General features: G+C 69.7%; 25 protein-coding genes and 1 pseudogene. 16 read left to right on the forward strand and 10 right to left on the reverse strand.

The features are described from left to right. Positions 1–281: 281 nt before the first annotated feature. From GWK25_RS35405 to GWK25_RS35435, 7 genes are all read left to right on the forward strand, one after another. Positions 282–1,436: an ABC transporter substrate-binding protein gene (locus tag GWK25_RS35405; protein WP_215455583.1), complete on the forward strand. Its 1,155-nt coding sequence runs from the start codon at positions 282–284 to the stop codon at positions 1,434–1,436. Between the two features lie 49 nt (positions 1,437–1,485). Continuing rightward, positions 1,486–3,258 (forward strand): iron ABC transporter permease, encoded by a 1,773-nt coding sequence (locus GWK25_RS35410; RefSeq protein ID WP_215455584.1) that lies wholly within the window; start codon positions 1,486–1,488, stop codon positions 3,256–3,258. After that, entirely contained in the window at positions 3,251–4,378 is a 1,128-nt protein-coding gene (locus GWK25_RS35415; RefSeq protein ID WP_215455585.1) for an ABC transporter ATP-binding protein, read from the forward strand. The genes GWK25_RS35410 and GWK25_RS35415 overlap by 8 nt, the downstream gene beginning before the upstream one ends. A 349-nt stretch (positions 4,379–4,727) precedes the next feature. Next, positions 4,728–5,126 (forward strand): hypothetical protein, encoded by a 399-nt coding sequence (locus tag GWK25_RS35420; RefSeq protein WP_215455586.1) that lies wholly within the window; start codon positions 4,728–4,730, stop codon positions 5,124–5,126. A 79-nt stretch (positions 5,127–5,205) separates the two neighbouring features. Beyond that, entirely contained in the window at positions 5,206–5,964 is a 759-nt protein-coding gene (locus GWK25_RS35425) for an ABC transporter ATP-binding protein (RefSeq protein ID WP_215455587.1), read from the forward strand. Beyond that, positions 5,958–7,223 carry a hypothetical protein gene (locus tag GWK25_RS35430; protein WP_215455588.1) on the forward strand — a complete coding sequence of 422 codons (1,266 nt, stop codon included), beginning with the start codon at positions 5,958–5,960 and terminating at the stop codon, positions 7,221–7,223. The genes GWK25_RS35425 and GWK25_RS35430 overlap by 7 nt, the downstream gene beginning before the upstream one ends. 104 nt (positions 7,224–7,327) lie before the next feature. After that, a complete protein-coding gene (locus GWK25_RS35435; protein ID WP_215455589.1) occupies positions 7,328–7,813 on the forward strand; it encodes a hypothetical protein in 486 nt (161 codons plus the stop codon). 41 nt (positions 7,814–7,854) lie between these two features. Here the strand turns inward: GWK25_RS35435 and GWK25_RS35440 are convergent, their stop codons facing one another. Further along, a complete protein-coding gene (locus GWK25_RS35440) occupies positions 7,855–8,331 on the reverse strand; it encodes an ATP-binding protein (protein ID WP_215455590.1) in 477 nt (158 codons plus the stop codon). Between the two features lie 157 nt (positions 8,332–8,488). Here GWK25_RS35440 and GWK25_RS35445 point away from each other — a divergent pair, with 157 nt between their 5' ends. Continuing rightward, positions 8,489–9,340, forward strand: a complete 852-nt coding sequence (locus GWK25_RS35445; RefSeq protein WP_215455591.1) for a helix-turn-helix transcriptional regulator — start codon at positions 8,489–8,491, stop codon at positions 9,338–9,340. Continuing rightward, positions 9,337–9,576, forward strand: coding sequence for a DUF397 domain-containing protein (locus GWK25_RS35450; protein ID WP_215455592.1), 240 nt, complete (start codon positions 9,337–9,339; stop codon positions 9,574–9,576). The genes GWK25_RS35445 and GWK25_RS35450 overlap by 4 nt, the downstream gene beginning before the upstream one ends. Here the strand turns inward: GWK25_RS35450 and GWK25_RS35455 are convergent. Together GWK25_RS35455 and GWK25_RS35460 are read right to left on the reverse strand one after the other, a co-directional pair. Beyond that, positions 9,551–12,001 carry a hypothetical protein gene (locus GWK25_RS35455; protein ID WP_215455593.1) on the reverse strand — a complete coding sequence of 817 codons (2,451 nt, stop codon included), beginning with the start codon at positions 11,999–12,001 and terminating at the stop codon, positions 9,551–9,553. The genes GWK25_RS35450 and GWK25_RS35455 overlap by 26 nt on opposite strands. Positions 12,002–12,317: 316 nt before the next feature. Continuing rightward, complete coding sequence (locus GWK25_RS35460; protein ID WP_251829187.1) at positions 12,318–13,040, reverse strand: DUF6333 family protein; 723 nt, start codon at positions 13,038–13,040, stop codon at positions 12,318–12,320. A 146-nt stretch (positions 13,041–13,186) separates the two neighbouring features. Between GWK25_RS35460 and GWK25_RS35465 the strand changes: the two genes are divergently transcribed. Further along, entirely contained in the window at positions 13,187–13,462 is a 276-nt protein-coding gene (locus GWK25_RS35465; RefSeq protein WP_215455595.1) for a hypothetical protein, read from the forward strand. Beyond that, positions 13,459–13,848: pseudogene (locus GWK25_RS35470) on the forward strand (DNA-binding protein); the annotation flags it as partial. The gene GWK25_RS35465 and the pseudogene GWK25_RS35470, both read left to right, overlap by 4 nt. Positions 13,849–13,900: 52 nt before the next feature. Here GWK25_RS35470 and GWK25_RS35475 read toward each other — a convergent pair. From GWK25_RS35475 to GWK25_RS35495, 5 genes are all read right to left on the reverse strand, one after another. Continuing rightward, entirely contained in the window at positions 13,901–14,293 is a 393-nt protein-coding gene (locus GWK25_RS35475; protein ID WP_215455596.1) for a hypothetical protein, read from the reverse strand. Beyond that, positions 14,290–14,571 carry an Arc family DNA-binding protein gene (locus tag GWK25_RS35480; protein ID WP_215455597.1) on the reverse strand — a complete coding sequence of 94 codons (282 nt, stop codon included), beginning with the start codon at positions 14,569–14,571 and terminating at the stop codon, positions 14,290–14,292. The genes GWK25_RS35475 and GWK25_RS35480 overlap by 4 nt, the downstream gene beginning before the upstream one ends. 84 nt (positions 14,572–14,655) lie before the next feature. After that, on the reverse strand, positions 14,656–15,453 hold the full coding sequence (locus GWK25_RS35485; protein ID WP_215457830.1) for a sugar phosphate isomerase/epimerase: 798 nt from the start codon (positions 15,451–15,453) through the stop codon (positions 14,656–14,658). Between the two features lie 50 nt (positions 15,454–15,503). After that, positions 15,504–16,673: a dihydrodipicolinate synthase family protein gene (locus tag GWK25_RS35490; RefSeq protein ID WP_215455598.1), complete on the reverse strand. Its 1,170-nt coding sequence runs from the start codon at positions 16,671–16,673 to the stop codon at positions 15,504–15,506. Continuing rightward, the gene (locus tag GWK25_RS35495; protein ID WP_215455599.1) at positions 16,670–17,827 is read right to left on the reverse strand and encodes a Gfo/Idh/MocA family protein; all 1,158 of its coding nucleotides are present in this window, start codon (positions 17,825–17,827) and stop codon (positions 16,670–16,672) included. Before GWK25_RS35495 ends, GWK25_RS35490 begins: the two co-directional genes overlap by 4 nt. 236 nt (positions 17,828–18,063) lie before the next feature. On the opposite strand from GWK25_RS35495, the gene GWK25_RS35500 reads away from it, so the two are divergent. Continuing rightward, a complete protein-coding gene (locus GWK25_RS35500) occupies positions 18,064–19,170 on the forward strand; it encodes a LacI family DNA-binding transcriptional regulator (protein WP_251829188.1) in 1,107 nt (368 codons plus the stop codon). A 162-nt stretch (positions 19,171–19,332) separates the two neighbouring features. Further along, a complete protein-coding gene (locus tag GWK25_RS35505) occupies positions 19,333–20,106 on the forward strand; it encodes an SAM-dependent methyltransferase (RefSeq protein WP_308010822.1) in 774 nt (257 codons plus the stop codon). 11 nt (positions 20,107–20,117) lie between these two features. Here GWK25_RS35505 and GWK25_RS35510 read toward each other — a convergent pair whose 3' ends face one another. Both GWK25_RS35510 and GWK25_RS35515 read right to left on the reverse strand, forming a co-directional pair. After that, positions 20,118–24,353 (reverse strand): trypsin-like peptidase domain-containing protein, encoded by a 4,236-nt coding sequence (locus tag GWK25_RS35510; protein ID WP_215455600.1) that lies wholly within the window; start codon positions 24,351–24,353, stop codon positions 20,118–20,120. Next, positions 24,350–24,694, reverse strand: coding sequence for a CU044_2847 family protein (locus tag GWK25_RS35515; protein WP_308404396.1), 345 nt, complete (start codon positions 24,692–24,694; stop codon positions 24,350–24,352). The genes GWK25_RS35510 and GWK25_RS35515 overlap by 4 nt, the downstream gene beginning before the upstream one ends. 266 nt (positions 24,695–24,960) lie before the next feature. Here GWK25_RS35515 and GWK25_RS35520 point away from each other — a divergent pair, with 266 nt between their 5' ends. The 3 genes from GWK25_RS35520 (at position 24,961) to GWK25_RS35530 (ending at position 26,819) form a co-directional block, all read left to right on the forward strand. Further along, positions 24,961–25,170, forward strand: coding sequence for a CsbD family protein (locus GWK25_RS35520; protein WP_215455601.1), 210 nt, complete (start codon positions 24,961–24,963; stop codon positions 25,168–25,170). Between the two features lie 196 nt (positions 25,171–25,366). Continuing rightward, positions 25,367–26,362 (forward strand): iron-containing redox enzyme family protein, encoded by a 996-nt coding sequence (locus tag GWK25_RS35525; RefSeq protein WP_215455602.1) that lies wholly within the window; start codon positions 25,367–25,369, stop codon positions 26,360–26,362. 211 nt (positions 26,363–26,573) lie between these two features. Further along, positions 26,574–26,819: a CDGSH iron-sulfur domain-containing protein gene (locus GWK25_RS35530; protein WP_215455603.1), complete on the forward strand. Its 246-nt coding sequence runs from the start codon at positions 26,574–26,576 to the stop codon at positions 26,817–26,819. The last annotated feature ends 161 nt before the right edge of the window (positions 26,820–26,980 follow it).

The following is a 26,980-nucleotide window of genomic DNA, read 5'->3' on the forward strand; positions in this document are numbered from 1 at the left end:
TCGTCGGCAGCGTCAGATGGGTATAAGAGACAGGCCCTGCACTACCCCCTCGGGGACGGGACGGACCCCGGGGCCTGGGAGCGGCTCCAGCAGCTCACGGCACACCTCAAGGGCGATCGTTCTCGGCCAGTCACCCCCGCTCAGCGAGGGTGACTCGCGTCACTAACTCAACGACCAATACGAGCAGTAAGAGCTCTGACGGGTGAAGGATTTACCGGCCTGACCTGGGTCCCTAACCTCCCGGCAACAGCTGCCACACGGCACGCGCCAGGAGGAGAACCATGGCCAGATCCAGCCAGACCAGCACTCGACGCATCGTCGTCACCGCGTGCGCCGCGACGCTCGCCCTCGGCACCCTGGCCGCCTGCGGCGGTGGTGAGACCGACGCGCCGAAGGTGGCGGAGAACAAGATCTCGGCGGGCAAGGTGCCGGACTACTACCCGGCGGACTACGCCGACCTGATCGCGGCCGCGGAGAAGGAGGGCGGCAAACTCACCGTCTACTCCAACCTCGGCGACGAGAACATGGCGCCGATCGTCCGGGACTTCAAGAAGAAGTACGACTTCATCAAGACCGTCTCCGTCAACGAGCTGGACAGCGACGAGCTGTTCCAGAAGACCCTGTCGGAGAACGCGGCCGGTTCCTCCCCGGCGGACGTGCTGATCTCCAGCGCGGCCACCGCGTGGTCGGACTTCTCGGCCCGCAAGGACACGGTCCTCACGTACAAGTCGCCGGAGCTGAAGGAGCTGGGCGCGGACGCCGAGCTGCTGCCGAGCGTGTACTCGCTGTCGCAGGACCCGATGACGATCGCGTACAACACCTCGCTGATGGAGACCCCGCCGACCACCCTCACGGACTTCGCCGAGATCGTGACGGGGGACGAGGCCAAGTACAAGGACAAGGTGACGGTCCGCGACCCGGAGGGCTCGTTCGGCTTCACCGTCACGCGGGCGCTCACCGAGGGCAACCCGGAGGCGTGGAAGGACCTGGAGAAGATCCTTCCGCTGACCCGCCCGGAGACGTCCTCCGGCACCCAGCTGGAGAAGATCGTCGCCGGTGAGTACACGGCCGGCTTCCTGATCAGCGCCTCCCCCGCCTACCCGGTCGTCGAGGACAGCGCGGGCCTGGTGAAGATCGTCTTCCCGAAGGACGGCACGGTCGTCCTGCCGCGCGGCATGGGCATCGCCGCCGAGGCGCCGCACCCGGCCACCTCGAAGCTCTTCATGGACTTCGCCCTCTCCGAGGAGGGTCAGCGCGCGGTCGCCGAGGGCGGTCTGGCCTCGTACCGCGACGGCGTGAAGGGCGAGGGCCTGCACACCTACCAGGAGGTCGTGGACGCCGTCGGCGAGGAGAACATCATCCACGTCAAGTACGAGCAGGTCTCCAAGGACGACTCCGCGGCCTGGCTGGAGCGCTTCGACGGACTCCGTAAGTAGACGGACTCCGTAGGCAGGCAGCTTTCAAGGACGATCGGAGTCAGCTCAGATGTCAACCCTCACCCAGCCTCCCCGCACACCGGCGGACGAGTCACCCACGGACACGTTCCAACCCCCGCGCTACCGCCGCCCCTTCGGCATCGGACGGGACACGGTCGTCCAGTACGCGGTCCTGGCGTTCCTCGCCGTGCTGGTGCTGGCCCCGATCGTCCCGACCCTCTACCAGAGCATCCGCAACCGCCCGCTCTACGAGGCGGGCGGGGCGTTCACCCTCAGCGGCTACACCGACCTCTTCACCAAGGCCGGCTTCGGCGAAGTCGCCCTGAACACCCTGCTGTTCGCGTCGCTGACGACGGTCCTCAGCCTGGCGATCGCCATCCCGATGGCGATCGTGGTGGTCCGCACGAAGCTGCCGGGCGGGCGGCTGATCGCCCTCGCCATGCAGTGGCCGTTCTTCATCTCGTCGCTGATCCTCGGCTTCGGCTGGATCATCATGTACGGCCCGGCGGGCTTCGTCAGCGTCAAGGTTCAGCAGCTCTTCGGCTCGGTGCCGTGGAACCTGTACTCGATCCCCGGTATGGCGCTCACGGAGGCCGTGGCGCTCGCCCCGATCGCGTACGTCTTCTGCGCCAACGCGCTCAGGCAGTCCGACGCCTCGCTCGAATCGGCCGCGCAGGTCTGCGGGGCCGGGCCCTTCCGGATCCTCGCCCAGGTGATCGTGCCGCTGCTGCGGCCCCCGATCGTCTACTCGGCGATCCTCGTCTTCTCCGTCTCCATCGAGACGCTGAGCGTGCCGCTGCTGTACGGCCAGCCGGTCAGCATCGACGTCTTCTCGACTTTCCTCTACCACAACGGACTTCAGTCCGTGGACCCCGACTACACCATGCTGGGCGCCGCCTCGACCGTGATCCTCGTGGTCACCCTGAGCCTGGTCGCCGTGCAGGCGAAGCTGCTGAAGGACGCGGCCCGGTTCGTGTCCGTGCGCGGCAAGGTCACCCGGCCGCGCAAGCTGGACCTGGGCTGGCTGAAGTGGGTCAGCATCGCGTGCATCTGGTTCTACGTGATCGTGGGCGCCCTCGTGCCGATCGCCGGCCTGGTGATGCGGTCCTTCACACTCGTCTTCACCCCGCTCCAGTCCCCGTTCCGGACGGTGACGACGAAGAACTACGAGATCGTCTTCGACTCCGACAACTACGTGCAGTCGCTCTACAACAGCATGATCGTGGCCGGTGTCGGCTCGGTCGTCGTCTCCGCCCTGGCCGTGTTCGCGGTGATGGTGGCCCGGCGCTCGACGTTCCGCTTCGGCCGTGCGGTGGAGTACCTGGCCCTGATCCCGCAGTCCCTGCCCGGCATCATCATCGGTATCGGCTTCTTCTGGGCCTTCGCGCTGGCGCCCTTCGGGATGGGATCGGTCCTCCAGGGCACGATCTACGCCGTCATCATCGCCTTCGGCATGCGGGCGCTGCCCAGCGCGTTCGGCTCGGTAGCCCCGGCGATCATGCAGATCGGCGGTGAACTCGACAACGCCGCCCGCGTCTCCGGCGCCGACTGGCTGATGACGTTCTTCCGCGTCCTGCGGGCCCTGATCACACCGGCGTTCGCGGGCGCGCTGATCCTCACCTTCGTGATCATGCTCAAGGAGTACTCCCCGGCCGTCTTCCTCTCCTCGGCCGACAACAACATCCTCGGCACCACCATGCTCAGTCTCTGGACTCAGGGCAGGGCCGGATCCGTCGCCGCGCTGGCCACCCTCCAGATCGGCATCACCGCGGTCTTCGTCGCACTCGCTGGACTGCTCATGAAGGGAAAGCACCATGCCTGAGGTGACCGTCAAGAACCTCGCCAAGACGTTCGGCGACAACTCCGTCCTGCGGGACGTCACCTTCACCATCAGGGACGGTGAGTTCTTCACCCTCCTTGGCGCGAGCGGCTGCGGCAAGTCGACGACGCTGAACTGCATAGCGGGCCTGGAGCAGCCGACGGAGGGCTCGATCGCGGTCGGCGGCCGGCCGTTCGTGGACGCCGCCGCGGGGGTCTTCCTGCCGCCCGAGGAGCGCAACCTCGGCATGGTCTTCCAGTCGTACGCGCTGTGGCCGCACATGACCATCGCGAAGAACCTGGCCCTGCCCCTCAACATCCGCAAGGTGCCCAAGGAGAAGCAGAGGACGCTGATCCACGACGCCCTCGACAAGGTGGGCCTCGCCGCGCTCAGCGGCCGCTACCCCCACCAGCTCTCCGGCGGCCAGCAGCAACGCGTCGCCCTGGCACGGGCGTTGGTGTACTCCCCGACGGTCCTGCTCCTCGACGAGCCCCTCTCCAACCTGGACGCGAAACTCCGTGAGCAGGCCCGCGCCTGGCTGAAGCGGCTCCAGGAGGAGCTGGGCATCACCACCGTCTACGTCACCCACGACCAGGACGAGGCGCTCGCCCTCAGCGACCGGATCGCCGTGATGGAGGGCGGCAACATGATCCAGATCGGCACGCCGCACGAGATCTACGAGAAGCCCGCGGCGCCGGCGGTGGCCGCCTTCGTCGGCCGCTGCAACTTCCTCACCGGCAAGGTCGTGAGCGTCGACGGCACCCGGCACACCGTGCTCCTCGACGCCGGCGGGGAGGTCGTACGGGTCGACAGCGAGCGGCGCGTCCCGACGGGCGACTCGGTCACGGTCGCGGTCCGCCCCGAGCGCCTGGAGGTCGTGGCCTCGGCGGAGACCCCGGCGGGCATGAACCGCCTCGACACCCAGGTCATCACCAGCTCCTACGTCGGCTCCCGCTACGAGTACGACGTCCGCCTCGGCGCCCAGGTCGTCCAGGTACTCAGCGCCAACGGCGGCCTGGCGGGCGAGGTGGCCCTGGTCTTCGACCCCGGGCACGCGCTGCTGTACGCGGACCGGGTCGAACTGCCGCAGGAACAGCGGGACTTGCTGACGGTCGCCACGTGACAGTCAGCGCCTGACGACGCGTGAGCTCAGCGGTGGAGAGGCGAATCGGCGAGATGAGCCGCCCCAGATCCGCGACTTCTCATCGAATTCGCTGAACATAACAGTTGAAATCAAAAACATCTGCGACCTAGGATCAGCTCAAGATCGTCGTGTACAGCGTGGACTCCGCTGTACACGACGACTTTTCCTCCCATCTGGACCAATGGGGGGAATGGGTGCCACTCGGGAACGGACCCGAGGGCACCTACGGGGGGTCCTAGGTCCTCCCGTGAACACGTTCTGCCTCACCGGGAGTGAGCCTGTGCGTTCAGCAAGCAGAATACAGAAGGCTGCCGTAGTCACGTCGTGCGTGGCATCACTGGTGCTCACCATGGCGCCGACAGCCCTCGCGGAAGGCTACTTCGACAGCAGCATCGGCGGTGCCGCCCCGGGGTTCCAGTCCCGCTGGTGGACCAAGCACAACAACTATGACGCGGACACCGTGATCCAGTTCACCGGCTGCTCGACACTGGGTGCGAGCAACAGCACCGAGGTGCAGCTCACCAAGTACAAGTCTGGCCCGCTGCCGGACGAGAACCGTGGACGCAAGACCTTCACCGCGTGCTTCGACAGCAGCAACCATGTCTCCAGGGGGAATTGGGGCGAGCAACGTGGCGGTGGCGACGAGTATCGCTTCGCGATCATCAAAATCGACGGAGTCGACTACCAGGGCCGTCTGAACGTCAGGGACGTTGACGTCTGGTACTGATCAAGCATGTGCGGCGGGCCCCGAGTGGACGTCACCGGGGCCCGTCCCCTCCCTCAACTCCCCTGCAAGGAAACACACTATGAGCGCAGCGTCGGTCCGCTTTGAGGGGTGCAGCTTCGCGTACCGTCGGAACAGGACGGTACTCAAGGACCTCAGCTTCGACTTTCCCACGGGGCGGACTGTGTTCCTCGGCCCCAACGGTGCGGGTAAGAGCACTGTTCTTGGTCTTGCCGCAACGGCCTTGCGACCCGGATCGGGTGCGGTGCGTCTCGGAGATCTCGTGCCGCGGCACGGGAGAGATCTCAAGGCGTACCGCCAGAAGGTCGCCTGGATGCCGCAACAGATCGACTGCGTACCCGGGTTGACCGCGCGCGAGCAGGTGGCCTACGTCGGTTGGCTCAAGGGGCTGTCGCGCTCCGGGGCATGGGTACGCGCAGTTGAAGCGCTACGCCGGGTCGAGATGCAGGATCATCAGGACCGGAAGGTATCCGAACTGTCCGGCGGGCAGATGCGCCGGGTCGGAGTGGCACAGTCACTCGTGCACGGTGCGGAGGTGCTCCTGCTCGACGAGCCGACCGCCGGCATGGATCCTCGACAGCGCCGGGTTTTCCATGAGGTGCTCGGCGGGCTGCCGCAGGACGTGTCCGTGGTGCTGTCCACCCATGATGTCGCGGATCTCGACGAGATCTACGACAACGTCGTGGTCCTGAACGCGGGAGTGATCAGGTTCTGCGGACCCGTCGAGCAGTTCCTGGCACACGCCTCGGTCGACGCGGCGCCCGGCCGCCGGGCCGAGAGCGCGTACGACGCCGTCGTGGGTGGAGTCTCCGCATGCTGATGAAGACCATGCTGCGCTCATCGTCCGTGCCTTGGGCCGCCGGGCTGCTGCTCCTGCTTGTCTGGTACATGTCGGATGATCTGGGCATGCGAGTCGTCCCTGCCTACTGGGAGTCCGCGAGTGCCATCCCGGCGTACTGCCTGTTCGCCATCGCGCCGGTCTGCGCGGCGTGCGCCGCGTGGGAAGCGGGACGGCTGAAGCGGGCAAAGGTTGCCCAACTGGGGGTCGCCCGAGCACAGACGGCGGTGATCGCACAAGCCCTGGCTCCGGTCGCCCTCTTGGGGCTGGCCGCGGTGGTCTGGTCGCTTCTCGTCGTACGCGTCTCCATGGGATCGGCCCTCGACTGGCCCTCGACGCCGGTGATCGCGATGATCACAGGTGTCCTCATCGCGCACATGCTGCTCGGCTTCGCCGTGGGAAGCATGCTGCCCAGACTGCTGGCTCCGGCGCTGATTCTGGTGCTGGACTACCTGTGGATGACGCTGCCGCCCACCTTCGACACGATGTGGGTGCGACACCTCACCGGTCATCTGGAGACCGGCCTGCCGGTGACCGACCGGATCAATCCGGACTCGGTCATCGCTCCGCTCATTCTCGCTGCGGGAGTCGCGGCCGCAGGGCTCCTCGTGGCCGTCGCCAACGGAAGAGCCCGAGTCGTCGCAGCGCTGGCCGGTGTGCTCTGCGTCGGGCTCGGAGGATTCTTCAGTCACCATCTGGTCGCCGGCTGGGGGCCGTCCGCGCCGGCCCTCGCCCGCACGGACAAGCCCGCATGTGCCGGACAGAAGCCCGAGATCTGCGTCCCGAGAGAACTCGCCTCCGTGGTACCTGAGTTGGCAGAGGCTTCGACGGCAGTGCTTCCCCGGCTCGCCGATGCGGGCATCTCCGTCCCGGAGCGGCTGAGTAGCACCTCGACTGCGGAGCGCGCGGCTCCGGGCACATGGCGTGTCTATGTGAATCCGTATCTGACGGAGGACGACGCCCAGGCCGAAATCGCCGAGGCCGCCCTGCCCGACCTTCCGGACTGCCTGGCCCACACGGACGCCTACGTGGGTGATCCTCGCCCCCTTCGGGTCTGGCTCCTGCTGACGGGGGGCGTGCCCGACGACGTGGTCACCGAGCACTACGGCCCTGACGCGGTGCCCGCGCTGGCCAAGGTCCGTTCTCTGTCGTCACAGAAGCAACTGGACTGGTATCAGCGGAACCTGAGCCTACTGAAGCACTGTGAGCCTTCGCCGGAAACGCAGGCGATCGTCCGATGACCTTGTGGGTGAAGGCCCGCCGCCCCCTCGCCCTGGCGGTTGGACTCCTGGTGTTCACAGCGCTTTGCACAGCAGTCGGCGGGCGTCTTGTAGGGCTGCCTTCGTTGAGCGGTACCGGGACCACCACAGTTCCGCTACTGCTGTTCGTCCCGCTCGCGGTCTGTGCGGGACTGCTGCTGTCTCTCGACGGCGGCGCACGGGCTGCGGAGATCACCGCGGCTCGACACATCGCCACCTACGACCGGCACCTGACCGCGGTCACCGGGGCCACGGCGGTCGGTGCCAGCGCCCTGGCGGCTGCACTTCGAGACGCGCCGGTGGCTTTGGCGTCCGGACGCAACACACTGTTCCTCATCGGACTGACGCTCTGTGTCCGTGCGCTCTGGGGCAGTGGCGTAGGAATGCTGGCAGCCGCCGGATGGGTCGTGGTGGTCACCCTCGTCGGCTACGACGCCTACCGCACCCCGCGCACGTGGGCCGTCCTCGGGCTCGCGCCAGGAGACCTGGTCGGTGTCGCATTGGCCGGGCTCTGTTTCGCTGGAGGACTAGGCGTGCTGGGTCGGGTATCCCTCGGAAGGAGACCTCAGTAGCACCGGGGCGGCCTTCGCCGGCGACGTGGTTCTGACGCGGCTCATCCCGGGATGCGCCTGACCACGGACAGCCAGCGAGGCAGATCGATTTCGGCCAGTACTGTCTTGCCGGGCGGGTTCCGATGCAGCACCTCCCAGCGGTCGACCACGGCCTCCACGAGGGCAAGGCCACGGCCGCGTTCGTCGAGTGGCCGGGCCGGGACCACGCCACCCGGGCCCGGCGGCAGCCGTTCGGCGCGGGTGTCGGTGACCTCGATGCGGAGGGAGCCGGTGGGGAGCGAGAGACGCAACTCGAAGTCCCGGCCCGGGACCCGGCCGTGCGTCACCGCGTTGGCCGCCAGCTCCGCGACCACGACCGCCGTCCTGTCGGAGGCGTCGGAGCCGTGCGGGATGCCCCACGCGTGCAGTTGGATGAGGGCGAGCTGTCTCGCGAGGCGGGCCCCCAACGGTGTCGAGCTGAACCGCTGGGTGAACGCGTGCACGGTGGCGAGCTGTCGAGCGGCGGGCGGTGCGGTCATGCCGCCAATGTGACCTGCGACGACGCCCGTTCGCCAGCTCCGCGCCGCGTACGCTGCGCGAGCGTACGCGGTTACGCACTGGACGGTACTGGTTACGTGTCGTAATCATGAGCGTTGAACGGTGTGGTCCGGTGGGCGGGTGCGCGGGAGGTGGCCGATGGTGGCCGACAGCGGCGGCGTGGTGGGGATCGGCGGGGGCGGCGAGCCGGAGTCGTCCGACAGCCTGCGGACTTTCGGGGCGATGGTCCAGGCGTTACGCGAGCACGCGGGGCTGAGCCGGGAGGAGTTGGCCGAGACCATCGGCTACAGCAAGCACATGGTGGCGTCGGTGGAGCTGGGGAGGAGGATGCCGGACGCGGCGTTCGTGGAGGGGGTCGACCGGGCGCTGGGGAATACGGGTGCGCTGATCAGGGCGGCTCGGCATCTGGGGCGCCAGCCGGGGTTGGCGGCTTGGTTCAGGAAGTGGGCCAAGTTGGAAGCGGGGGCGATCACGCTCTATACGTACGAGTGCCGGTTGGTCCCGGGGCTGTTGCAGACGGAGGCTTATGCGCGGCAGCTGTTCCACGACGAGTTGCCGCCCTTGAAGGACGACCAGATCGAGGCCCAGTGGGCGGCACGCTCCGAGCGGCAACGGCTGCTACGAGAACGCCCGAACACCGCGTTCAGCTTCATCGTCGAGGAGCAACTGCTGCTGCGTCGCACGGGTGGAGCTGCGACCACACGAGAGCTCATCGATCACCTGTTGGACGTCTCCGAACTAAGGAACGTCGAAATCCAGGTGATGCCACTGGTGCGCGAATCCCATGCCGGGCTACACGGTCCCATGCAACTGCTGGAGACCTCAGAGAACAAGTGGTTCGCTTACACGGAGGCCCCCGAGAGCGGCCAGCTGCTCGCCGACCGGAAAGTGGTCAGTGTGCTCCAGGGGCGATATGCCAGGATGCGCTCACAGGCTCTCACTATCCCGGACTCTGTGGGCCTGTTGCAGCGGATGCGAGGGGACCTATGAGCGAGACCCAGCTGGCCTGGTTCAAGAGCAGCTACAGCAGCAGCGGGAGCGGCGACTGCGTCGAGGTTGCCTGGTTCAAGTCCAGCTACAGCAGCGGCGGGGACGGCGACTGTGTCGAAGTAGCCGCCGCCCCCTCTGCCATCCACGTCCGCGATTCGAAGAACGCGGACGGGCCTCAGCTCATCCTCTCCTCCGGCGCTTGGGCCGAGTTCATCCCGTACGCCTCCCGGGGCTGATCCCGCGCCGGCGCATCCACCACACCAGCCCGCCGCCCACGGCGGCCAGCGCTGCCGCGAGTGCCGCGAAGAGGCCCACCGGGGTGTCAGAGCCGGTGTCGGCGAGGTCGCCGCCCGGAGGCTTCGGCTTGTCGCCGGGGGCACCCGGGGTCGGCTCGTCCGCTCCGTCCGTGGGGTTGTCGCTCGGGGTCGGGTCGGGCTTGCCCGTACCGTCGTCCGACGGCGTCGGCGTGGGCGTCGGCGGCTTGGGGGTGTCACCGCCACCATCGGAGTCGGTCACCTTGCCGCCACCGAAGTAGAGCGTGTCGGTGTCCCGGTAGGACGTGTCGTCGGACTTGCGGGAGTTGACGGTGGTGTTGTCGAGGTCCCGGTTCTCGACGTTGAACTGCGTGCGGGTGATGTTCCGCTTGGGCTGCTTGGAGAAGTCCACGCCGCCGACGATGTAGACCCGGACGCCCTGCGCGGTGTCCACGTCGTACGTGAACTCGCCCTCGGTGTAGATCTTCCGGTACTTGCGGAACAGCTCGTCCTTGTCCCAGTTCTGGTGGGGCTCGCGCAGCGGCCACGCCTTGACGTCGTCGCTGTTGATGATCGACCGGAAGTCGGTCGGGTTCTTCGCGTCCTGCTGCCGGATGTACTCGGCGGCGACCCGTGAGGTGTAGACACGGCGCAGGTCGGCGTACTGCGGGGCCGTGTTGATCTGCTTCTCGACCTCGGGGACGATCATCGAGTCGATGACCGCCTGGGCGGCGGCGATCTCGGCGTCGTTCGGGTCGCAGATCGGCTCGCCCGGCCCCTCGGTGACGGTCTCCTGCGCGGTCGACTTCAGGGCGAGGGGGGCGTCGAGGATGTAGATGCCGCCGTCCTGCTCGCGCACCTGCGCGGGCTTGGGCTCGATCCAGTTGCGCAGGCCCGGCATGCACGGGTTGCCGTTCTGCTTGGGCAGGGCCGCCCAGTACCGCCTGCCGAGGTCGGTCTTGGGGTCCATGGCCTTGTAGAAGTCGTGCTTCATCTGAAGGTCGGCTTCGAGCAGGATGCGCCCGGCGTCGGTGGAGGCGAACTTGGAGTCCATGACGCGGTCGGGCTCGTCCGGGTTGAGGTTCACCCAGAACTTGTCCGGCGTCAGCGCGAGCCAGGTGAACATGGCGTCGGAGGCGAGCTGCATCTTGGCCTCGCCGCCCCAGCCGGGGTTGGTGTCCGGGTCGGGCATCTGGTCGGCACGCATGCTGTACTGCATGCCCTTGCCCTTGCCCAGGCCGCCGACGTAGCGCAGTTCGAGGCTGGTGAAGTCGATGCCGCCGGGGCCTCCCCTGGGGAGGGTGCCGCGGGTGTCGAGGCGGCGGGCCTCGGCCTGGATCTGCTTGGCCTCCGCGGGTGTGCGGCCTGATTCCAGGGCCCGCTGGTTGGCCGGGCCCCGGGTGCCGCAGCTGTTGGCGGCGGCGGCCATGGTCTGCGCGCCGCCGCCTGTCTGGCAGCCGGGGGCGAACCAGCGCTGGTGGTCGGAGTACCCCTTGATGGGAGTGGTCCTACCGACCGGGTTGTAGATGCGCTGGTTGCCGCGCACCTGGTTGGGCTTGCCCCGCTCGCGTTCGAGTTCGCGGTTGAAGTCGTCGACCAGCCCCTGCTGGCCGGTGGTGAACTTCTTCGCGCCGGTGAAGCGGAAGGTGTGGTCCGGCATGGAGCGGGCGACGACCCGGTCCTTGGCGATCTGGTCCGCCCTCGGCTTGGAGTTCGACTTGAACTCGTTGAACTCCTTGGTGCGCTTGTTGTAGGCGTCGTAGCGGCGCTCGCCGACCTTGTTGCCCTCGGCGTCGAAGAGCTCGACGTAGACCTCGCACAACCAGTCGGGGCCGACGAGCTTGTAGTCCCGCACGAGCTGGCGCTCGAACCCGGCGCCCTTGTTCACGTTGGTCTGGTTGCGGATGTAGACCTTGTCGAACCACGTCTTGAAGGGCCGCTTCTTGCCGGTGTTCAGCCAGCGGGCGTAGATCTCCATCGCCCGGTCGGCGGGCTTGCCGGAGGCGTCGGCGATCTTTCGCCAGGCAGTGACGTTCTTCTCCGTGTCCCCCGGAACCTGGGAGAGGGCCTTCTTCTCCTCGGCCGCCGTGGGGGCCTGAAGTCCGTCGTACGCCAGACCAGGAAGGTCGAACTCGTAGTTCCTGGGCAGGTCGTCGGCCTTGTGGAAGTTGCCGAGCGGGCTGTTGGGGAAGCCGGAGTTCGCCGGAGTCCTGCCGGCGGCGGGCAGCTTGTTGCGGACGTCGCAGCGGCGGTCGCGCTTGTCCCAGCCGGGCTTGAGTTTGGCCGACACCGCCGGACCGGCGGAGGCGGTGTCGACGGGTATGCCGGGCAGGCCGGTCAGGGTGACGGCGGCGGCCAGACCCGCGGCGGCCGTGAAACGCGCAGTGAGCCGCCACCGTCTGGGCATCTGGAGAGCTCGATTAAGGATGACGTCTTCCCTCGTTGTGGGGGGCACTGAGGGGGTGTGGGTGGCGCGCGAGGCCCCCGTGACGTGTACGCGCCGGGGCTCACGATAGGACCCGAAGTCGGCGTAATCAGGGGTTTGTTGGCGTTGACGGCGTTGATGATGTTGTCAGCGGAGCATCAATTGTGTGTGAAAGGTGGGGAGTTGACTTCACCGGACGGTTCCGTCCGGCGAGAGGTGCCTAGTCAGGGCCGTCGGCCCGGTGCACCGAGCGAATACACCGGGCACCACAGCTGTCACACAAGACCCTCACGGGGCCCTAGCCGTCGACGAAGTACAGCTCTTCCATCCTGGACGTGGCGGACTCGCTGTGCCGTACGCGGAAGGCCGTGATCCCCAGGTGCTTCTTGCCCCAGGGGTCGGCCTTGCCCAGGGCCAGGGCGGCGAAGGCGGACCATTCGATGTCGGCCGGGTCCTCCTCGTCCAGGCCGAGTTCCTCCAGCGCCTCGACGGGGATGCCGAGGGCGGCGGCGATCACGGCCGGGTCGCCCGTCACCTCGAACGGATCGTCCCCGGGCCAGCCGGTGGCGTGGAACAAGGCCCCGTCCGGCAGCCAGACGAGGTCCTCGGTGTGGTCCGCGCCGCCGTGGAAGTGGGCGCGGCCGACGATACGGGCGTCGGGATGGCGCTCACGCAGGCGGCGGGCCTCGCTCAGGACGGGGGTGTCGTTGCCGTTGTCGGCCAGCGCCGGGCCGCTGAAGCCGAGGACGTGGCCCCACGCGCCGGCGTGGACGATGTCCAGGTCGGCCCGGGTGTCCGTATAGGGCGGCACTTCGATGACGGGCCGGGGCCCGATCTCCTCCACCACCTCGTCGACGGCGCCGAGGGACGCGGCGAACTCGGCTGCCCGGACAGGGTCGTTGACGGGCAGCGTGCGCGCGTCCACGTCGAACGGCGGGAGCAGGACGGTGATGTCGCAGTGGCCCATGGATCCGCGCACCACGCGGTCGGGCGGGAGGGTCCAGAAGCTGTCGTCGGTCATGCGGGCCACCGTAGAGGGTGTACCGGGGGTTCCTCGGGGGCGATATGCCGGTTGCGGTGATCCGGCAGAACTCGCACGACCCGGAACCGACGCCGCCCCCTTTCGACGACAGCACGTTCTAATAGAACTTTTGCTAGATTGGGTGGGTGAGTGAACCTGCCTACGGGCCCGGCGAGGGCCCGACCAAGTCCGTCTCGGTTTCCGTACATGAGGGCACCATCGCGGCCCTCCGTTCACGCGTCGGCAAGCGCGGCATCTCCGCCTACGTGGAGGCCGCGATCCAGCGGCAGATCGAGCGGGACCAGCTCGACGAACTCATCGCCGCGAACGAGGAGCTGCACGGACCTCTCACCCAGGAGGAGATCGACGCGGCCGAGCGCGAGATGTTCGGCAGCGGCCGCGGCGACCAGGCGGTGGCGTGAGCGGCACCTGGGTACTCGGCAGTGAAGCCCTGTCCCTGTACCTGCGTGGCGATCGCACCATGACCGCCAGGCTCGCCGTCGCTCGCAAGCGGGACGTCAGGGTCATCACCAGCGCGGCCACGATCGTGGAGGCCGATCCTCAAGGAGCACACGCCGCCCGCCTCGCCTGGGCACTCTCCCGACTCGTGGTGGAGCCGGTCACCAAGGACACCGCCAGGGAGGCCGTGGCCCGGATGAGGGACAGCGGCAGGACCGGCGGCCACAAGTACGCCTTGGACGCGATCGTCGCCGCCACCGCTCGCGCGGCGCAGCCGCCGACCACGGTCCTCACCTCCGACCTCGACGACCTCAAGCCGCTCTGCGGCAAGCAGGTCGAGGTCAGACAGGTCTCACCCGGGCGGTGGGCCGAAATTACGTATCCGGCCCCCGCTCCGCCGGTCAGCGTCTCAGGTCCATGACCCCGACGCCGAGTCCGTCGTAGGCACGCGGTTCCACGGTGGCGATCAACGCCCCCGTCGGAATCATCTGGTTCGGCCTCGCGGCGTGAACGGCGGCCGAGGCGTCCTGGGCGACCCCTGTTCGCCCCAGTTCGGCGACCGTCACGGCCATCGCGTAGTCGTCGTCGATCACGGACAGCACGTCCACCAGGACACCCACGTGGTCGACCATGCCCGGACGACGGCGCTCGGCCTCCAGCAGACACAGGACGGGCACCCACAGACGGACGTCGTCGCTCGCCGCCGCGGCGTGGATGAGGCCGGAGACCTGCTTGTCACCGCCCAGCGCCACCAGAGTGGGCGCGTCGAGGACATAGTGCTCGATCTGGCTCAAGGCAACAGCTCCACCTGCGCGAGGGCGGCCCTGTGGGCGGCCGTGGCCTCCCGCATCTTGCGCCGCATCTCCGCCGACTCCTCCTCGGACACCTCGTGCCCGAAACGTTCGGCGAGCACGGCCCGCGTGCGATCGGCGCGCTCCTTGATCTGCTCGGGTGTCAGTGTCTGAGCCGCTATGTCCTGCATGAGAGCACGAAGGCTCGTCCCCCGGGCCTCGGCCACGGCGGCGAGCTGGTCACGGACTTCGGCGGGCACACGGATCATGACGTCGGACATGAGCCAAGTATACGTGACGTATACGCCCACGTCCGTCGGCGGCGAGCCGGGCGCCGACCTCCCACCCGGCCCGCCGCCCGGGTGTCAGGCCGCGTGTTCCACGAACCGCTGGGCCGTCTGTGCGAGCAGCGCGCGGCCGTCGCCCGCCCACAGCTCGTCATTGAACAGCTCCACCTCGATGGGGCCCGTGTAGCCGGCCGCCTCGACGTACGCCTTCCACTCGCGCATGTCGATCGCGCCGTCGCCGATCTGGCCCCGGCCGGTCAGGACGCCCTGGGGCAACGGGGTGATCCAGTCGGCGAGTTGGAAGGTGTGGATGCGGCCGGAGGCGCCCGCGCGGGCGATCGCGGCCGGGGCCGTGTCGTCCCACCAGATGTGGTAGGTGTCCACGGTCACGCCCACCTGCTCCGCCGGGAAGCGTTCCGCGATGTCCAGCGCCTGGGAGAGCGTCGACACCACGCAGCGGTCCGAGGCGAACATGGGGTGGAGGGGTTCGATGGCGAGGCGGACGCCGTTCGCGGCCGCGTACGGGCCCAGCTCCGACAGGGCGTCCGCGATGCGCTCCCGCGCGCCGTGCAGATCCTTCGAGCCGGACGGCAGGCCGCCCGAGACCAGGACCAGGGTGTCCGTGCCGAGCGTCGCCGCCTCGTCGATCGCCTTGCGGTTGTCGGCCAGGGCCGCTGCCCGCTCGGTCGGGTCGATCGCCGTGAAGAAGCCACCGCGGCAGAGGGTGGTGACCGCGAGGCCCGCGTCGCGGACCAGCTTGGCCGTCGCCTCCAGGCCGTGCTCGGCCACCGGCTCGCGCCAGAGTCCCACGCCCGGGATGCCCAACTCCCCGCAGCCGAAGACCAGTTCGGGGATCGACAGCTGCTTGACCGTCATCTGGTTGATGGAGAAACGCTCAAGTCCGGTACTCGTACCGGTACTGGTGCTCACTGGGCCACTCCGTACAGCGAGAGGAGGTTCTTCATACGGGCCTGGGCCAGCGCCGGGTCCGGGAACAGGCCGAGGTCGTCGGCCAGTTCGTACGCCCGCGCGAAGTGCGGCAGGGAGCGGGCCGACTGCAGGCCGCCGACCATCGTGAAGTGCGACTGGTGGCCGGCCAGCCATGCCAGGAAGACCACACCCGTCTTGTAGAAGCGGGTGGGGGTCTGGAACAGGTGGCGGGACAACTCGACGGTCGGGTCCAGGAGCTCCCGGAAGCCCTTCACGTCACCCGTGTCCAGGACCCGGACCGCCTGGGCCGCCAGCGGGCCCAGCGGGTCGAAGATGCCGAGCAGCGCGTGGCTGAAGCCCTTGTCGTCGCCGGCGATCAGCTCGGGATAGTTGAAGTCGTCACCCGTGTAGCAGCGGACGCCCTGCGGGAGCCGACGCCGGATGTCGATCTCCCGCTGGGCGTCCAGCAGGGAGACCTTGATGCCGTCGACCTTGTCGGGATGCGCGGCGATCACGGCGAGGAAGGTCTCCGTCGCCGCGTCCAGGTCCGACGAGCCCCAGTAGCCGTCGAGGGCCGGGTCGAACATGGGGCCGAGCCAGTGCAGCACGACCGGCTCGGCAGCCTGGCGCAGCAGGTGGCCGTAGACCTCCAGGTAGTCCTCGGGGCCCCGCGCGGCGGCGGCCAGCGCGCGCGAGGCCATCAGGATCGCCTGGGCGCCCGACTCCTCGACGAGCGCCAGCTGCTCCTCGTACGCCTTGCGGATGTCCGGCAGGGAGGCGGTCGCCGGGTCAGTGAGCTGGTCGGTGCCCACACCGCAGGCGATCAGGCCGCCGACCGACTTCGCCTCGGCGGCGCTGCGGCGGATCAGCTCCGCCGCGCCCGCCCAGTCGAGGCCCATGCCGCGCTGCGCGGTGTCCATCGCCTCCGCGACGCCCAGGCCGTGCGACCACAGGTGGCGGCGGAAGGCGAGGGTGGCGTCCCAGTCGACGGCGGCCGGCGAGTCCGGGGACACGTCGGCGAAGGGGTCGGCGACGACGTGCGCCGCCGAGAAGACCGTACGGGAGGTCAGGGGGGTGCCCGCGGACACCACCAGCGGCGCGGTGCGCGGGGTGTAGGTGCGCAGCTGCCCGTCGGCGCCGGGCAGCCGGATGGTTCCGTTCGTCACAGCTGGATCTCCGGTACGTCGAGGCGGACGCCCTCGGCGGAGGACTTCAGGCCCAGTTCGGCGAGCTGGACGCCGCGCGCGCCGGCCAGCAGGTCCCAGTGGTAGGGCGCGTCGGCGTAGACGTGCTTGAAGAACAGCTCCCACTGCGCCTTGAATCCGTTGTCGAACTCGGCGTTGTCCGGCACCTCCTGCCACTGGTCGCGGAAGGAGTAGGTGGCGGGGATGTCGGGGTTCCACACCGGCTTGGGGGTGGCGGAGCGGTGCTGGACGCGGCAGTTGCGCAGGCCGGCCACCGCCGAGCCCTCGGTGCCGTCGACCTGGAACTCCACCAGCTCGTCGCGGTTGACGCGGACGGCCCAGGAGGAGTTGATCTGGGCGATCGCGCCGCCGTCCAGCTCGAAGATGCCGTACGCGGCGTCGTCGGCCGTGGCGTCGTACGGCTTGTCCTGCTCGTCCCAGCGCTGCGGGATGTGCGTGGCGGTGAGCGCCTGCACGGACTTCACGCGGCCGAACAGCTCGTGCAGGACGTACTCCCAGTGCGGGAACATGTCGACGACGATGCCGCCGCCGTCCTCCGCGCGGTAGTTCCAGGAGGGGCGCTGGGCCTCCTGCCAGTCCCCCTCGAAGACCCAGTAGCCGAACTCGCCCCGGACGGAGAGGATGCGGCCGAAGAAGCCGCCGTCGATGAGGCGCTTGAGCTTCAGCAGGCCCGGCAGGAACAGCTTGTCCTGGACGACGCCGTGCTTGATGCCGGCGGCGTTCGCCAGCCGGGCCAGCTCCAGGGCGCCGTCGAGACCGGTGGCGGTCGGCTTCTCGGTGTAGATGTGCTTGCCGGCTGCGATGGCCTTCTTGATCGCCTCCTCGCGGGCCGAGGTGACCTGGGCGTCGAAGTAGATCTCGACGGTCGGGTCCGCGAGGACCGCGTCGACGTCGGTGGAGACGTTCGCCGGGTCCAGGCCGTGCTGCTGGGCGAGCGCCTTGAGCGCGTGCTCGCGGCGGCCGACGAGGATCGGCTCCGGCCACAGCACGGTGCCGTCGCCGAGGTCGAGACCGCCCTGCTCGCGGATGGCGAGAATCGAGCGGACGAGGTGCTGGCGGTAGCCCATGCGCCCCGTCACGCCGTTCATGGCGATCCGAACGGTTTTGCGTGTCACGACCGGTCCCTTCGTTGGTGTGCGTTCGTTTGTGCGTACGCGTCGGGCGCCGCGTACGCCCGACGAAAGGGTGAGCGTCACAGCAAGCGCTTTCTATTCGATAAGAAGCTAGCCTCTGAGCAGCGGTCTGGACAAGACCGCGAGGGGGTCGAGTTGTTCGAGGGGGCGAACGGCGATCGCGGTCGTATGGTTCCCCGACAGCCCGAACGAGACGCGCACCGGAGGACGAGAAAACGATGACTGTGACCCTGGCGGACGTGGCGGCCCGTGCGCAGGTGTCGCCGGCGACCGTCTCCCGGGTGCTCAACGGGAACTACCCGGTGGCCGCATCCACGCGCGAGCGCGTGCTGAAGGCCGTCGACGAGCTGGACTACGTCCTCAACGGTCCCGCGAGCGCGCTCGCCGCCGCCACCTCGGACCTGGTCGGCATCCTGGTGAACGACATCGCCGACCCCTTCTTCGGGATCATGGCCGCGGCCATCCAGTCCGAGATCGGCGGGCCGGGCGGGCGCGCGGGCGGGGAACGGCTGGGTGTGGTGTGCAACACGGGCGGCTCCCCGGAGCGCGAGCTGACCTACCTCACGCTGCTGCAGCGGCAGCGGGCCGCGGCCGTGGTGCTGACCGGCGGGGCCATCGAGGACCCGGCGCATCTGACCGCCGTCGGCAACAAGCTGCGGAAGCTGGCGGAGGCCGGGACGCGGGTGGTGCTGTGCGGGCGGCCGCCGACGCCGGAGGCGATCGCGATCACCTTCGACAACCGGGGCGGCGGTCAGCTGCTGACCGAGCACCTGATCGGGCTGGGGCACCGGCGGCTCGGGTACATCGCCGGGCCGGAGGAGCGGACGACGACGCGGCACCGGCTGGAGGGGCACCGGGCGGCGCTGGCCGCCGCCGGGATCGAGGACGATCCCAGACGGACCGTGTACGGCCGCTACGACCGGCTCTCCGGGTACGAGGCGACGCTGGAGCTGTTGCGCCGTGACCCCTCGCTGACGGCCGTGGTCGCCGCCAACGACACCGTGGCGCTGGGGGCGTGTGCGGCGCTGCGGGACTCGGGGCTGCGGATTCCGGACGACGTGTCCGTGGCCGGGTTCGACGACCTGCCGTTCAGCATCGACGCGGTGCCGGCGCTGACGACGGTGCGGTTGCCGCTGTCGGACGCGGGGGCCCGGGCCGGGCGGATCGCGATGGGGCGCGAGGAGCCGCCGCCGGGTGGGATCGCCACGGTGAGGGGTGGGGGGCGGACTGTCCGGGCCGGGCCGGACCGGGCGGGTCGAACCAGGCGTCCCACATGGCCAAAACCCTACGGTGTACGAGCGTGGATCTTCTCAACTTCGGCGTGAAGAAGGCGAGTTGACCTACGTTGGTGCCTGATCATCAGCACCGAGACATCGGAACACCGGAGGCATCCCGTGGTGAACGACGACCCCTCGACCGAAACCGGAACGGGAACCGGCACCGGCACCGGCTCCGGCACCGGTAGGGGTGCCCGGCCCCGCCCCCGTATCGACACCAGCAAGCCGCACTCGGCCCGCTTCTGGAACTACTTCGTCGGCGGCAAGGACTACTACGAGGTCGACCGGGAGATCGGGGACCACATCAAGGAGATCTTCCCCGGTCTCGTCGACGTGGCGGTCACGAGCCGGCACTTCTTAGGACGTGCGGTCCGCCACCTGGCCGACGAGCAGGGCGTACGTCAGTTCCTGGACGTCGGCACCGGGCTGCCGACCGCCGACAACACCCACGAGGTCGCCCAGCGCGCCGCCCCCGACGCCCGCATCGTGTACGTCGACAACGACCCGATCGTGCTGGCCCACGCGGACGCCCTGCTCAGCGGCACCCCCGAGGGCCGGACCGTCTATCTGAACGCCGACCTGTACGCCCCCGAGACCATTCTGGAAGCGGCGGCCGACACCCTCGACCTCTCCCGGCCGGTCGCCCTGATGATCCTCAACACCCTCGGCCATGTCGCCGACCACGACCAGGCACGCGACCTGGTGAGCCGCCTGATGGCGGGCCTGCCGTCGGGGAGCCACCTGGTGATCAGCGACAGCACCGCCACCAGCGAGGGCATGATCGCCGCGTCGGAGGCGTACAACGCGAGCGGCGCGGTGCCGTACTACGTACGCAGCGTCGGGGAAATCGCCGCGTTCTTCGATGGCCTCGACCTGGTGGCCCCGGGCGTCGTCCGGGTGCCCGAGTGGCGCCCCGACCACAGGAACCCGGCCTACGCCGCCTCGGCCGTCGACGCGTACTGCGGGGTGGGGCGCAAGCCCTGAGGGCCGGCCGCTCACGGGCACACGGGCTCGAACGGGACGGGTACGGGCTGGCCCTCGCGTTCCTCCGGGGTGAGGTCGCTGTCGCCGAGGACCCGGCAGAGCGCTTCGGCCCAGCTGTCGGGTCGCAGTGACAGGGGGCGGATGATCTGGGAGGAGCCGGCCTGGTAGAAGAGCAGGGTCTGGCCGTCCCTGGATGCGTGCGTGAATTTGTAGGCCGGTGGATCGTGACTCGACTCGCTGTAGGCCCCGAGGTCGAGCGACACCTCGTAGTCCCGCTCACCGACGCGGTAGATGCGGATCCTGTTGTTGGTGGCCATCAGGAAGCGCCCCGTGCCCTCGACGTAGCTCATGACGGCGGGGATGCCGAAGGCCGGGAGCGGGCCGAGTTCCTTGCGCAGCGGGTCGGTACGCCACAACTCGACGACCTGGCTCCGGCGCAGCAGTGTGAGGTAGCGGCCACTCGGGTCGAACGCGGCGCCCATGAGGTCGTCATGGTCCGTCCGGTAGCGCGCTGTCTGTCGTCCACCCGGAAGCTCGACGACCCGGACGTACGGGTCGCCCCGGACGACGACGGTCACCCGGTCGGGGTCGGGATGGCTGATGACGAAGACGCCCTCGTAGTCCGGGTCGTTCCGTTTCGCGGCCACGCTCCCGAGGGCTTCGAGGTCGTGGTCGTCGACGGCGCGCCCCGTTCTGCCGTTCCAGCGCTGGATCAGCGTTCCCGCGACCGTGACAAGGCGGGCGGAGCGGTCGAAGAAGTAGTCGAGGTACGGGTTCGTCCCCTCGCGCGCGGGGGTGGGAGGCATGGCGGTGGTGATCACCGACAGCCGTCGCAGCGACTTCGTGTCCCGCACCACCACCTTGTTCACGCCCTCACGATGGGCAAGGAGTCGGCCGTCCCGGGTGAAGGCGATCGGGTCGTCACCCGTCCAGTAGGGCTCGAGACGCGGTTGCCGGGCGAGTACGCGCATGTCGGTGGTCGCCGTACGGAGCTGGATCGTCGCCCCGTTGGCCGGGACGCCGACGGTCCTTCGGCCGTCAGGGGTCAGTTCGACCAGTTTCATGTCCTCCGCCGGGGAGGTGGACGTCTCGGTGCCGTAGATCCCCGTGCTGTCGGCGGTGATCAGCGACAGGCGCGAGCCCTCGCCCACGAGGCGCGCGTGCGAGACCAGCCCCGCCGAGCTCTCCTGCGGTTCCTGGAAAGTCGTCAGAGCCTTGGCCCGTGGGAGGTCGACGAGTGTCTTGGTGATGAGTCCGATGACGAGGTGACGGCCGCCCTGGCCGAGGGCGACGGGGTCGCACGCGGAGTTCTCCTTGTCCACGTACCGTCCGAACACGCTTCCGTCGGACATCCGCAGCCCCGTGTAGACGGCGCTGTCCGACTCGTCGCCGTCCTGCAGGAACCCCTTGCAGGTCACCACCGAACCGCCGTCTCCCGCGACCACGGTCTCGTCGGCGCCGTTGGCGAGGACGCGTACGGCGCCGGTGCGGCGGTCCACGAGCATCAGCCGCTGGTTGTAGTCGGCGGTCATCCCGGCGAGCACGATGAGCGTGTTGTCGTCCGGGCCGAACCACACGCCCAGCAGCCGGCCACCGCGTGCCTGGGGCAGCTGGATCCGGCCGCCGAACTCACGACGGTCCAGATCCCACCAGGCCAGGCTCGACCCGCTTCCCGCCGCGAACAGCCGACCGTCGCGGGACAGTTGGGCGAAGGAGAACCCGTTCAACCCGTTCGTGATCTCCGGATCCGTGCTGGCCAGCTGCTGGGGCTCGCCCGCCGGTGAGTCGTCGTCCGGCCGTACGTCGTACCAGACAAGGCCGCCTCCCCTGACGTAGCCGACGCGGCTGCCGTCCCCCGAGACCAGCGGATACATGGCGTACGGCGGCCCGTTCAGCTGCTGTGTGCGTACCGTCCCGTCGAGCGCGTGAACGAAGAGCGTGGCCCGGCCCATGCTGGTGCGGGCCAGCATCACGTTCCCGTCCTCGCTCGCCCGGAAGTCCTCCAGCGTGCCCAGGAAGCCGGACAGGATCCGGGAGGCGGAGCCGTACTGGGCGTAGTAGCGGAGGAGGGTGTTCTTGGCCTCGTCCGTCGGAGACGTACGGTACGCCGCGAGCGCCAGCTTGATCGCCAGTGCCGGATCCTGGAGCCGTTGGTCGGTCGACGTGCTCGCCAGCGCACGGGAGTTGGCTTCGGCCTGCCGCTCCTCGCTGACCTCGCGTTGGTAGTCGAACAGCACCCCGAGGACGAGCGCCAGGACCGAGACCAGTCCGATCGTCGAGAACAGACCGCGACGGCGCCGGGCGACCGACCTGCGACGGCGTCGGCCCCGCTCCAGGAACTCCCGTTCGGGACCCCCGAGGTCGGCCTCGCGCTCGGTGAGCCAGCGTTGGGCCGAGGCCAGGACCAGGGCGCTGGGCAGCAGTTCGACGGGCTCACCGGCGCCGCGCCACCGGCTCAGATCGAGTCGCAGGTTCTCCCGCCAGGCGAGGAACTCGTGATCCTCGGTCACCCAGGCGGCCAGCTTCGGCCAGGCGGTGATCAGTGCCTCGTGGGCCAGCTCGACGGTCTCCGCGCCGCCGGTGACCAGCAGCCGGGTGGCGGCGAGTCGCTGGGCGATCTCCCATTCGGCGGGGGCGAGTTCGGCGCGCGCGGCCGGTCGGCGGGCCACCGCGCCGGTGCCCGCCACCGGCACCTGCACCAGGCGGGTGAACAGCCGCCGGGCGGCGGGCTCGTCGGCGTCGGCCACGGTCTCCGTCCAGGCCCGGTCCGCCTCCCTGCGCAGGGCGCCCGTCACTCCCCCGATCCGCTCGTACGCCTCGTAGGTCAGCCGTCCGTCCCCGGTCTGCTCGCGCCACAGCAGGTCGAGGGCCATGACGAGCAGGGGCAGGGCGCCCGGCGCGTCACCGGTGTCCCTGAGGATCCGGTCGTCCAGCCCCTTCTCGTACGACACCTGCGGGGTCCCGGCGACCGGCCGGGTGATCACTTCGCGCAGCTGGTCGTGGTCCATCGGGCGGAGGGCGTGGATGCGGTGACCGGCCAGCGGGCCCAGGGAGGGGGTGGCCAGCACCGGGTCCAGGAAGTCGGCGCGCAGGGTGATGAGGACGCGTACGGTGTCGGGCAGACTGCCGACGGCGAGGAGATCCGCCAGCGCCGTGACCTCCTCGGCCGGTGCGGCGAGGGCTTCCTCGCACTGGTCGACGACCAGCAGCAGACGCCGGGCGCCCGTCCTGTTGAGGACGCTGGTCACGGTGGAGTGGAGGCCGGGTCCGGAGTCTCCCCGTAGGACGGCGGCCAGTTTCTGGGTCTTCTCCAGGCTGTCCACCTCGGACAGGCCCGGTTCGAGCAGCGGGAGCAGGGCGGCGGCGAGCGCGGCCGGCGGGCTGCCGTGGGAGGAGGCCGGGCGCAGGACGACAGCCTCGTAGCCCTCCCTGCGCAGTAGGGGCACCACACCCGCCATGGCCAGCGAGGACTTGCCGGAGCCCGAAGGCCCGACCAGCGCCACCGCCTTGTTCCCGCGCACCAGTTCGGCTACTTCGGAGGTCTCCCGCTCCCGGCCGAAGAAGAACCGCGCGGCGGTCTCGTCGAAGGCCGCCAGAGGACGGAACGGTGACTCCGGTACGGCGGGCAGCGCCAACTCGGGCCAGGCGGAGAGGAGTTCGTCGGCCGGTATGAGGTAGGCGGCGGCGGGCTCCTTGGACTCGGCCGCCACCACCATCCCGACCACGCCCGCCAGGTGCTCGTCCCAGACGGGACCGCCGCTGAACCCGCCCGTGACGCGGTAGCCGTTGGCGGAGGTCATCTCGGTCTGGATCCAGCCACCGCCCTGCCGGTCGAGCAGCCGCCCCGAGTGCCACACCCCGTGCTCCCGCCCGACGGGGAAGCCGAAGGCCCGTATCGGGTGGTGCCACACCTCGTCCGCCCGGACGAGCCGTACCGGCCCGGCGTCGGGCAACGGCTCGTCCAGCCGGAGTACCGCGATGTCCCGGTCGCCGGACCACTCCTCGACGGACGCGGTGACCGACTCCCGCGAGCCGCTCAGCGGCAGATCGAGGCCGACCCGGGCGTCCTGGCCGGGCCGCTCGCCCTTCGGTGTGCCGAGCGCGGCCGTGACCACATGGGCGCAGGTGAAGGCCAGTTCACCGGTCACCAGGAAGCCGGCCCCGACGGGTGTGCCGCGCCCGTCCCGGATACGCAGGACGGCGGCGTCGAGCGTCCGGGGGCCTAAGCCGTCTCCCCGCGGGCTCACGCCTGAGCCGCCTCACCGGCCGGGGTGCGCCGCCACACCAGGGAGACCGAGAAGTTGGCCGTCGCCGAAGTGCTGGTGATCAACGCGTCGGCCTCGGCGGTCAGTGACACCCCGAACGACAGGGTGAGTTCGTCCGGAGCCTGCGCGAGTCCCCGGAAGTTCTCGACGAACGTCTCCGCCACGGGCCGTACGGAGCCCAGCATCTCGCCGAGCGACCGCGACGCCCGTGCCACCACCTGCCCCGGCCGGGCCACCTGCTGGATTCCCTCGTCAACTTCACGGATCTCGACCTTGACCACATCCGCCCCGCCGGGGCCGACGGGCAGTTCCACCACATACACGCCGTGAATCCCTCTTATCTCATACGACGTCAAAGGCTTCGGGCGAGTGATGCTAGCGCCGTTCGAAGGCCGAACATGACACCGACGGGGACCGGAACGGCGTGGAACCGGCCATCGGGGGCCGCTCCGGATGAGCTGGGGAGGGCAGCCCGCGCCCCTTCAGGGCGCGACTCCCTCACGGAGCGTGACCGTTCGACGCGCGAGGGTCACCGGTCCGCCGTACGTTGGGCGGGCAAGGCAGTACACCACCCCACCAAGGAGTAACCATGGCCGCCAAGGACAAGGGCAGCATGGACAAGATCAAGGGCAAGGCCAAGGAGATGACCGGGAAGGTCACCGGCGATCGCGCGCAGCAGGCCGAGGGCAAGATGCAGCAGGCGCGCGGCGAGGCGAAGAAGATGAAGGGCAAGGCGCAGGAGCGCGTGCAGGCGCCTACGCGGGAGCCGCAGCGCCCGGCGCGACGCACCGGCATCTGACGCCGGCGCGCGAGCTCGCCACGCCGCCGCCGCGTGGGCTTGTGCGCCGACGCGCGAGCGTCTGACGCCGACGCGCGAGCGTCTGACGCCGACGCGTGGGCGCGGCTGACGGCAGTGGAAGGGGGCTCCCCGTGCGGGGAGCCCCCTTCGCTTGGTCGCCGGTGAGTAGCTCGTGGTTCACGGGTACTCGGCGCGCATGGAGACCCAGGTGGCAGGGCCGGTGTTGCCGGAGAGCAGGGGGACGGTCTCGGCTGCCGTCACGCGGTTCCTGCGGGGTGAGGGGGCGCCGCCCCCGAGCCGGGAGATCGCCGGCGCCGACCCCTTCGGCGACGACCTCCAGCTCGCCCTCTACCTCTGCTACGAACTGCACTACCGGGGCTTCGCCGACGTCGACGCCGACCCCGAATGGGACCCGGATTTGCTGCGCTGCCGGGCGGCCCTGGAGTGGCCGTTCCTCGAAAGCCTGCGCGACCGGGCCACCCGGCACGTGAGTGCCCGGGAAGCCCTGGACGACCTGCTCGTGGAACCGGCGGGCGGCGACGGCGGCGGGGTCGGCGACTTCCTCCAGGACGAGGGCGAACTGTGGCAGGTGCGCGAGTACGCGGCGCAGCGGTCGCTGTACCACCTCAAGGAGGCCGACCCGCACGCCTGGGTGCTGCCCCGGCTGTGGGGACGGGCCAAGGCGGGCATGGCCGCCGTCGAGTTCGACGAGTTCGGCGGGGGCCGCGCGGAACGGGTGCACGCGCGCCTCTTCGCCGACCTCATGACCGATCTCGGGCTCGACCCGACGTACGGCCGCTATGTGGACGCCGCCGGGGCCGAGGCGCTCGCCCTGGTGAACCTCATGTCCCTCTTCGGCCTGCACCGGGCCCTGCGCGGCGCCCTGGTGGGTCACTTCGCGACGGTCGAGATCACCTCCTCCCCCGGCTCCCGCCGGCTCGCCCGCGCCATGCGGCGGACCGGGGCCGGCGCCGCCGCCGAGCACTTCTACGACGAGCACGTCGAGGCCGACGCCGTGCACGAGCAGGTCGTACGGCGGGAGGTCGTCGCCGGGCTGCTGGAGGAGGAGCCACAGCTGGACGCCGACGTCGCCTTCGGCGTCGACGCCACCAACCACCTGGAGGACGCCCTGACCGACCGTCTCCTCGGAGCCTGGCGAGCGGGCCGGTCGTCACTCCGTACACCGGTCTGAGGAGGACGGATCCACCCCCCGGGGGCGGAGGGCCGCGTCGACGCCACGACGGTCGACGGTACGGCGGTCGACCGTCGAGGTCGGCGGTCGAGGTCGGCGGTCGGCGGCTGGCGGCTGGCGGCTGGCGGCTGGCGGCTGGCGGCCGGCGGCTGGCGGCTGGCGGCCGGGTCTCCTGGAGTCGTCCGCGAGAAGGAAGAGCTGGTGATCATCCGTGTCGAACGTTCCCACCGGACGCCGCCGCGTCACCCTGCAGCGTCGCCCCGGTCCGCTTCTCGTCGAAGGGCCGGTCGAGGTCACGCTGGAGGACGGGACGACCGTGTCGTCCGACCGCTTCTGCGTGGCCCTGTGCACCTGCCGCCGCAGCCGTATCTACCCGTGGTGCGACACCAGCCACCGCCGCCGGTCCACCGCGGCCGCCACCGACGACCAGCGCCATACCCAGCCGCCGTCCACCTGAAGGGACCCCCGAGTCATGCAGCACAAGCAGCCGGAGCAGAAGTCGTACTGGATCGAGAGCGCCCCGCAGGCGGGCGCGTACCCGGCACTGGACGGGGACCTGGTCGTCGACGTGGCGGTGGTGGGGGCGGGGATCGCGGGGATCAGTACGGCGTGGGAGCT

This window comes from Streptomyces sp. ATCC 21386, assembly GCF_018728545.1.
Classification (GTDB): domain Bacteria; phylum Actinomycetota; class Actinomycetes; order Streptomycetales; family Streptomycetaceae; genus Streptomyces.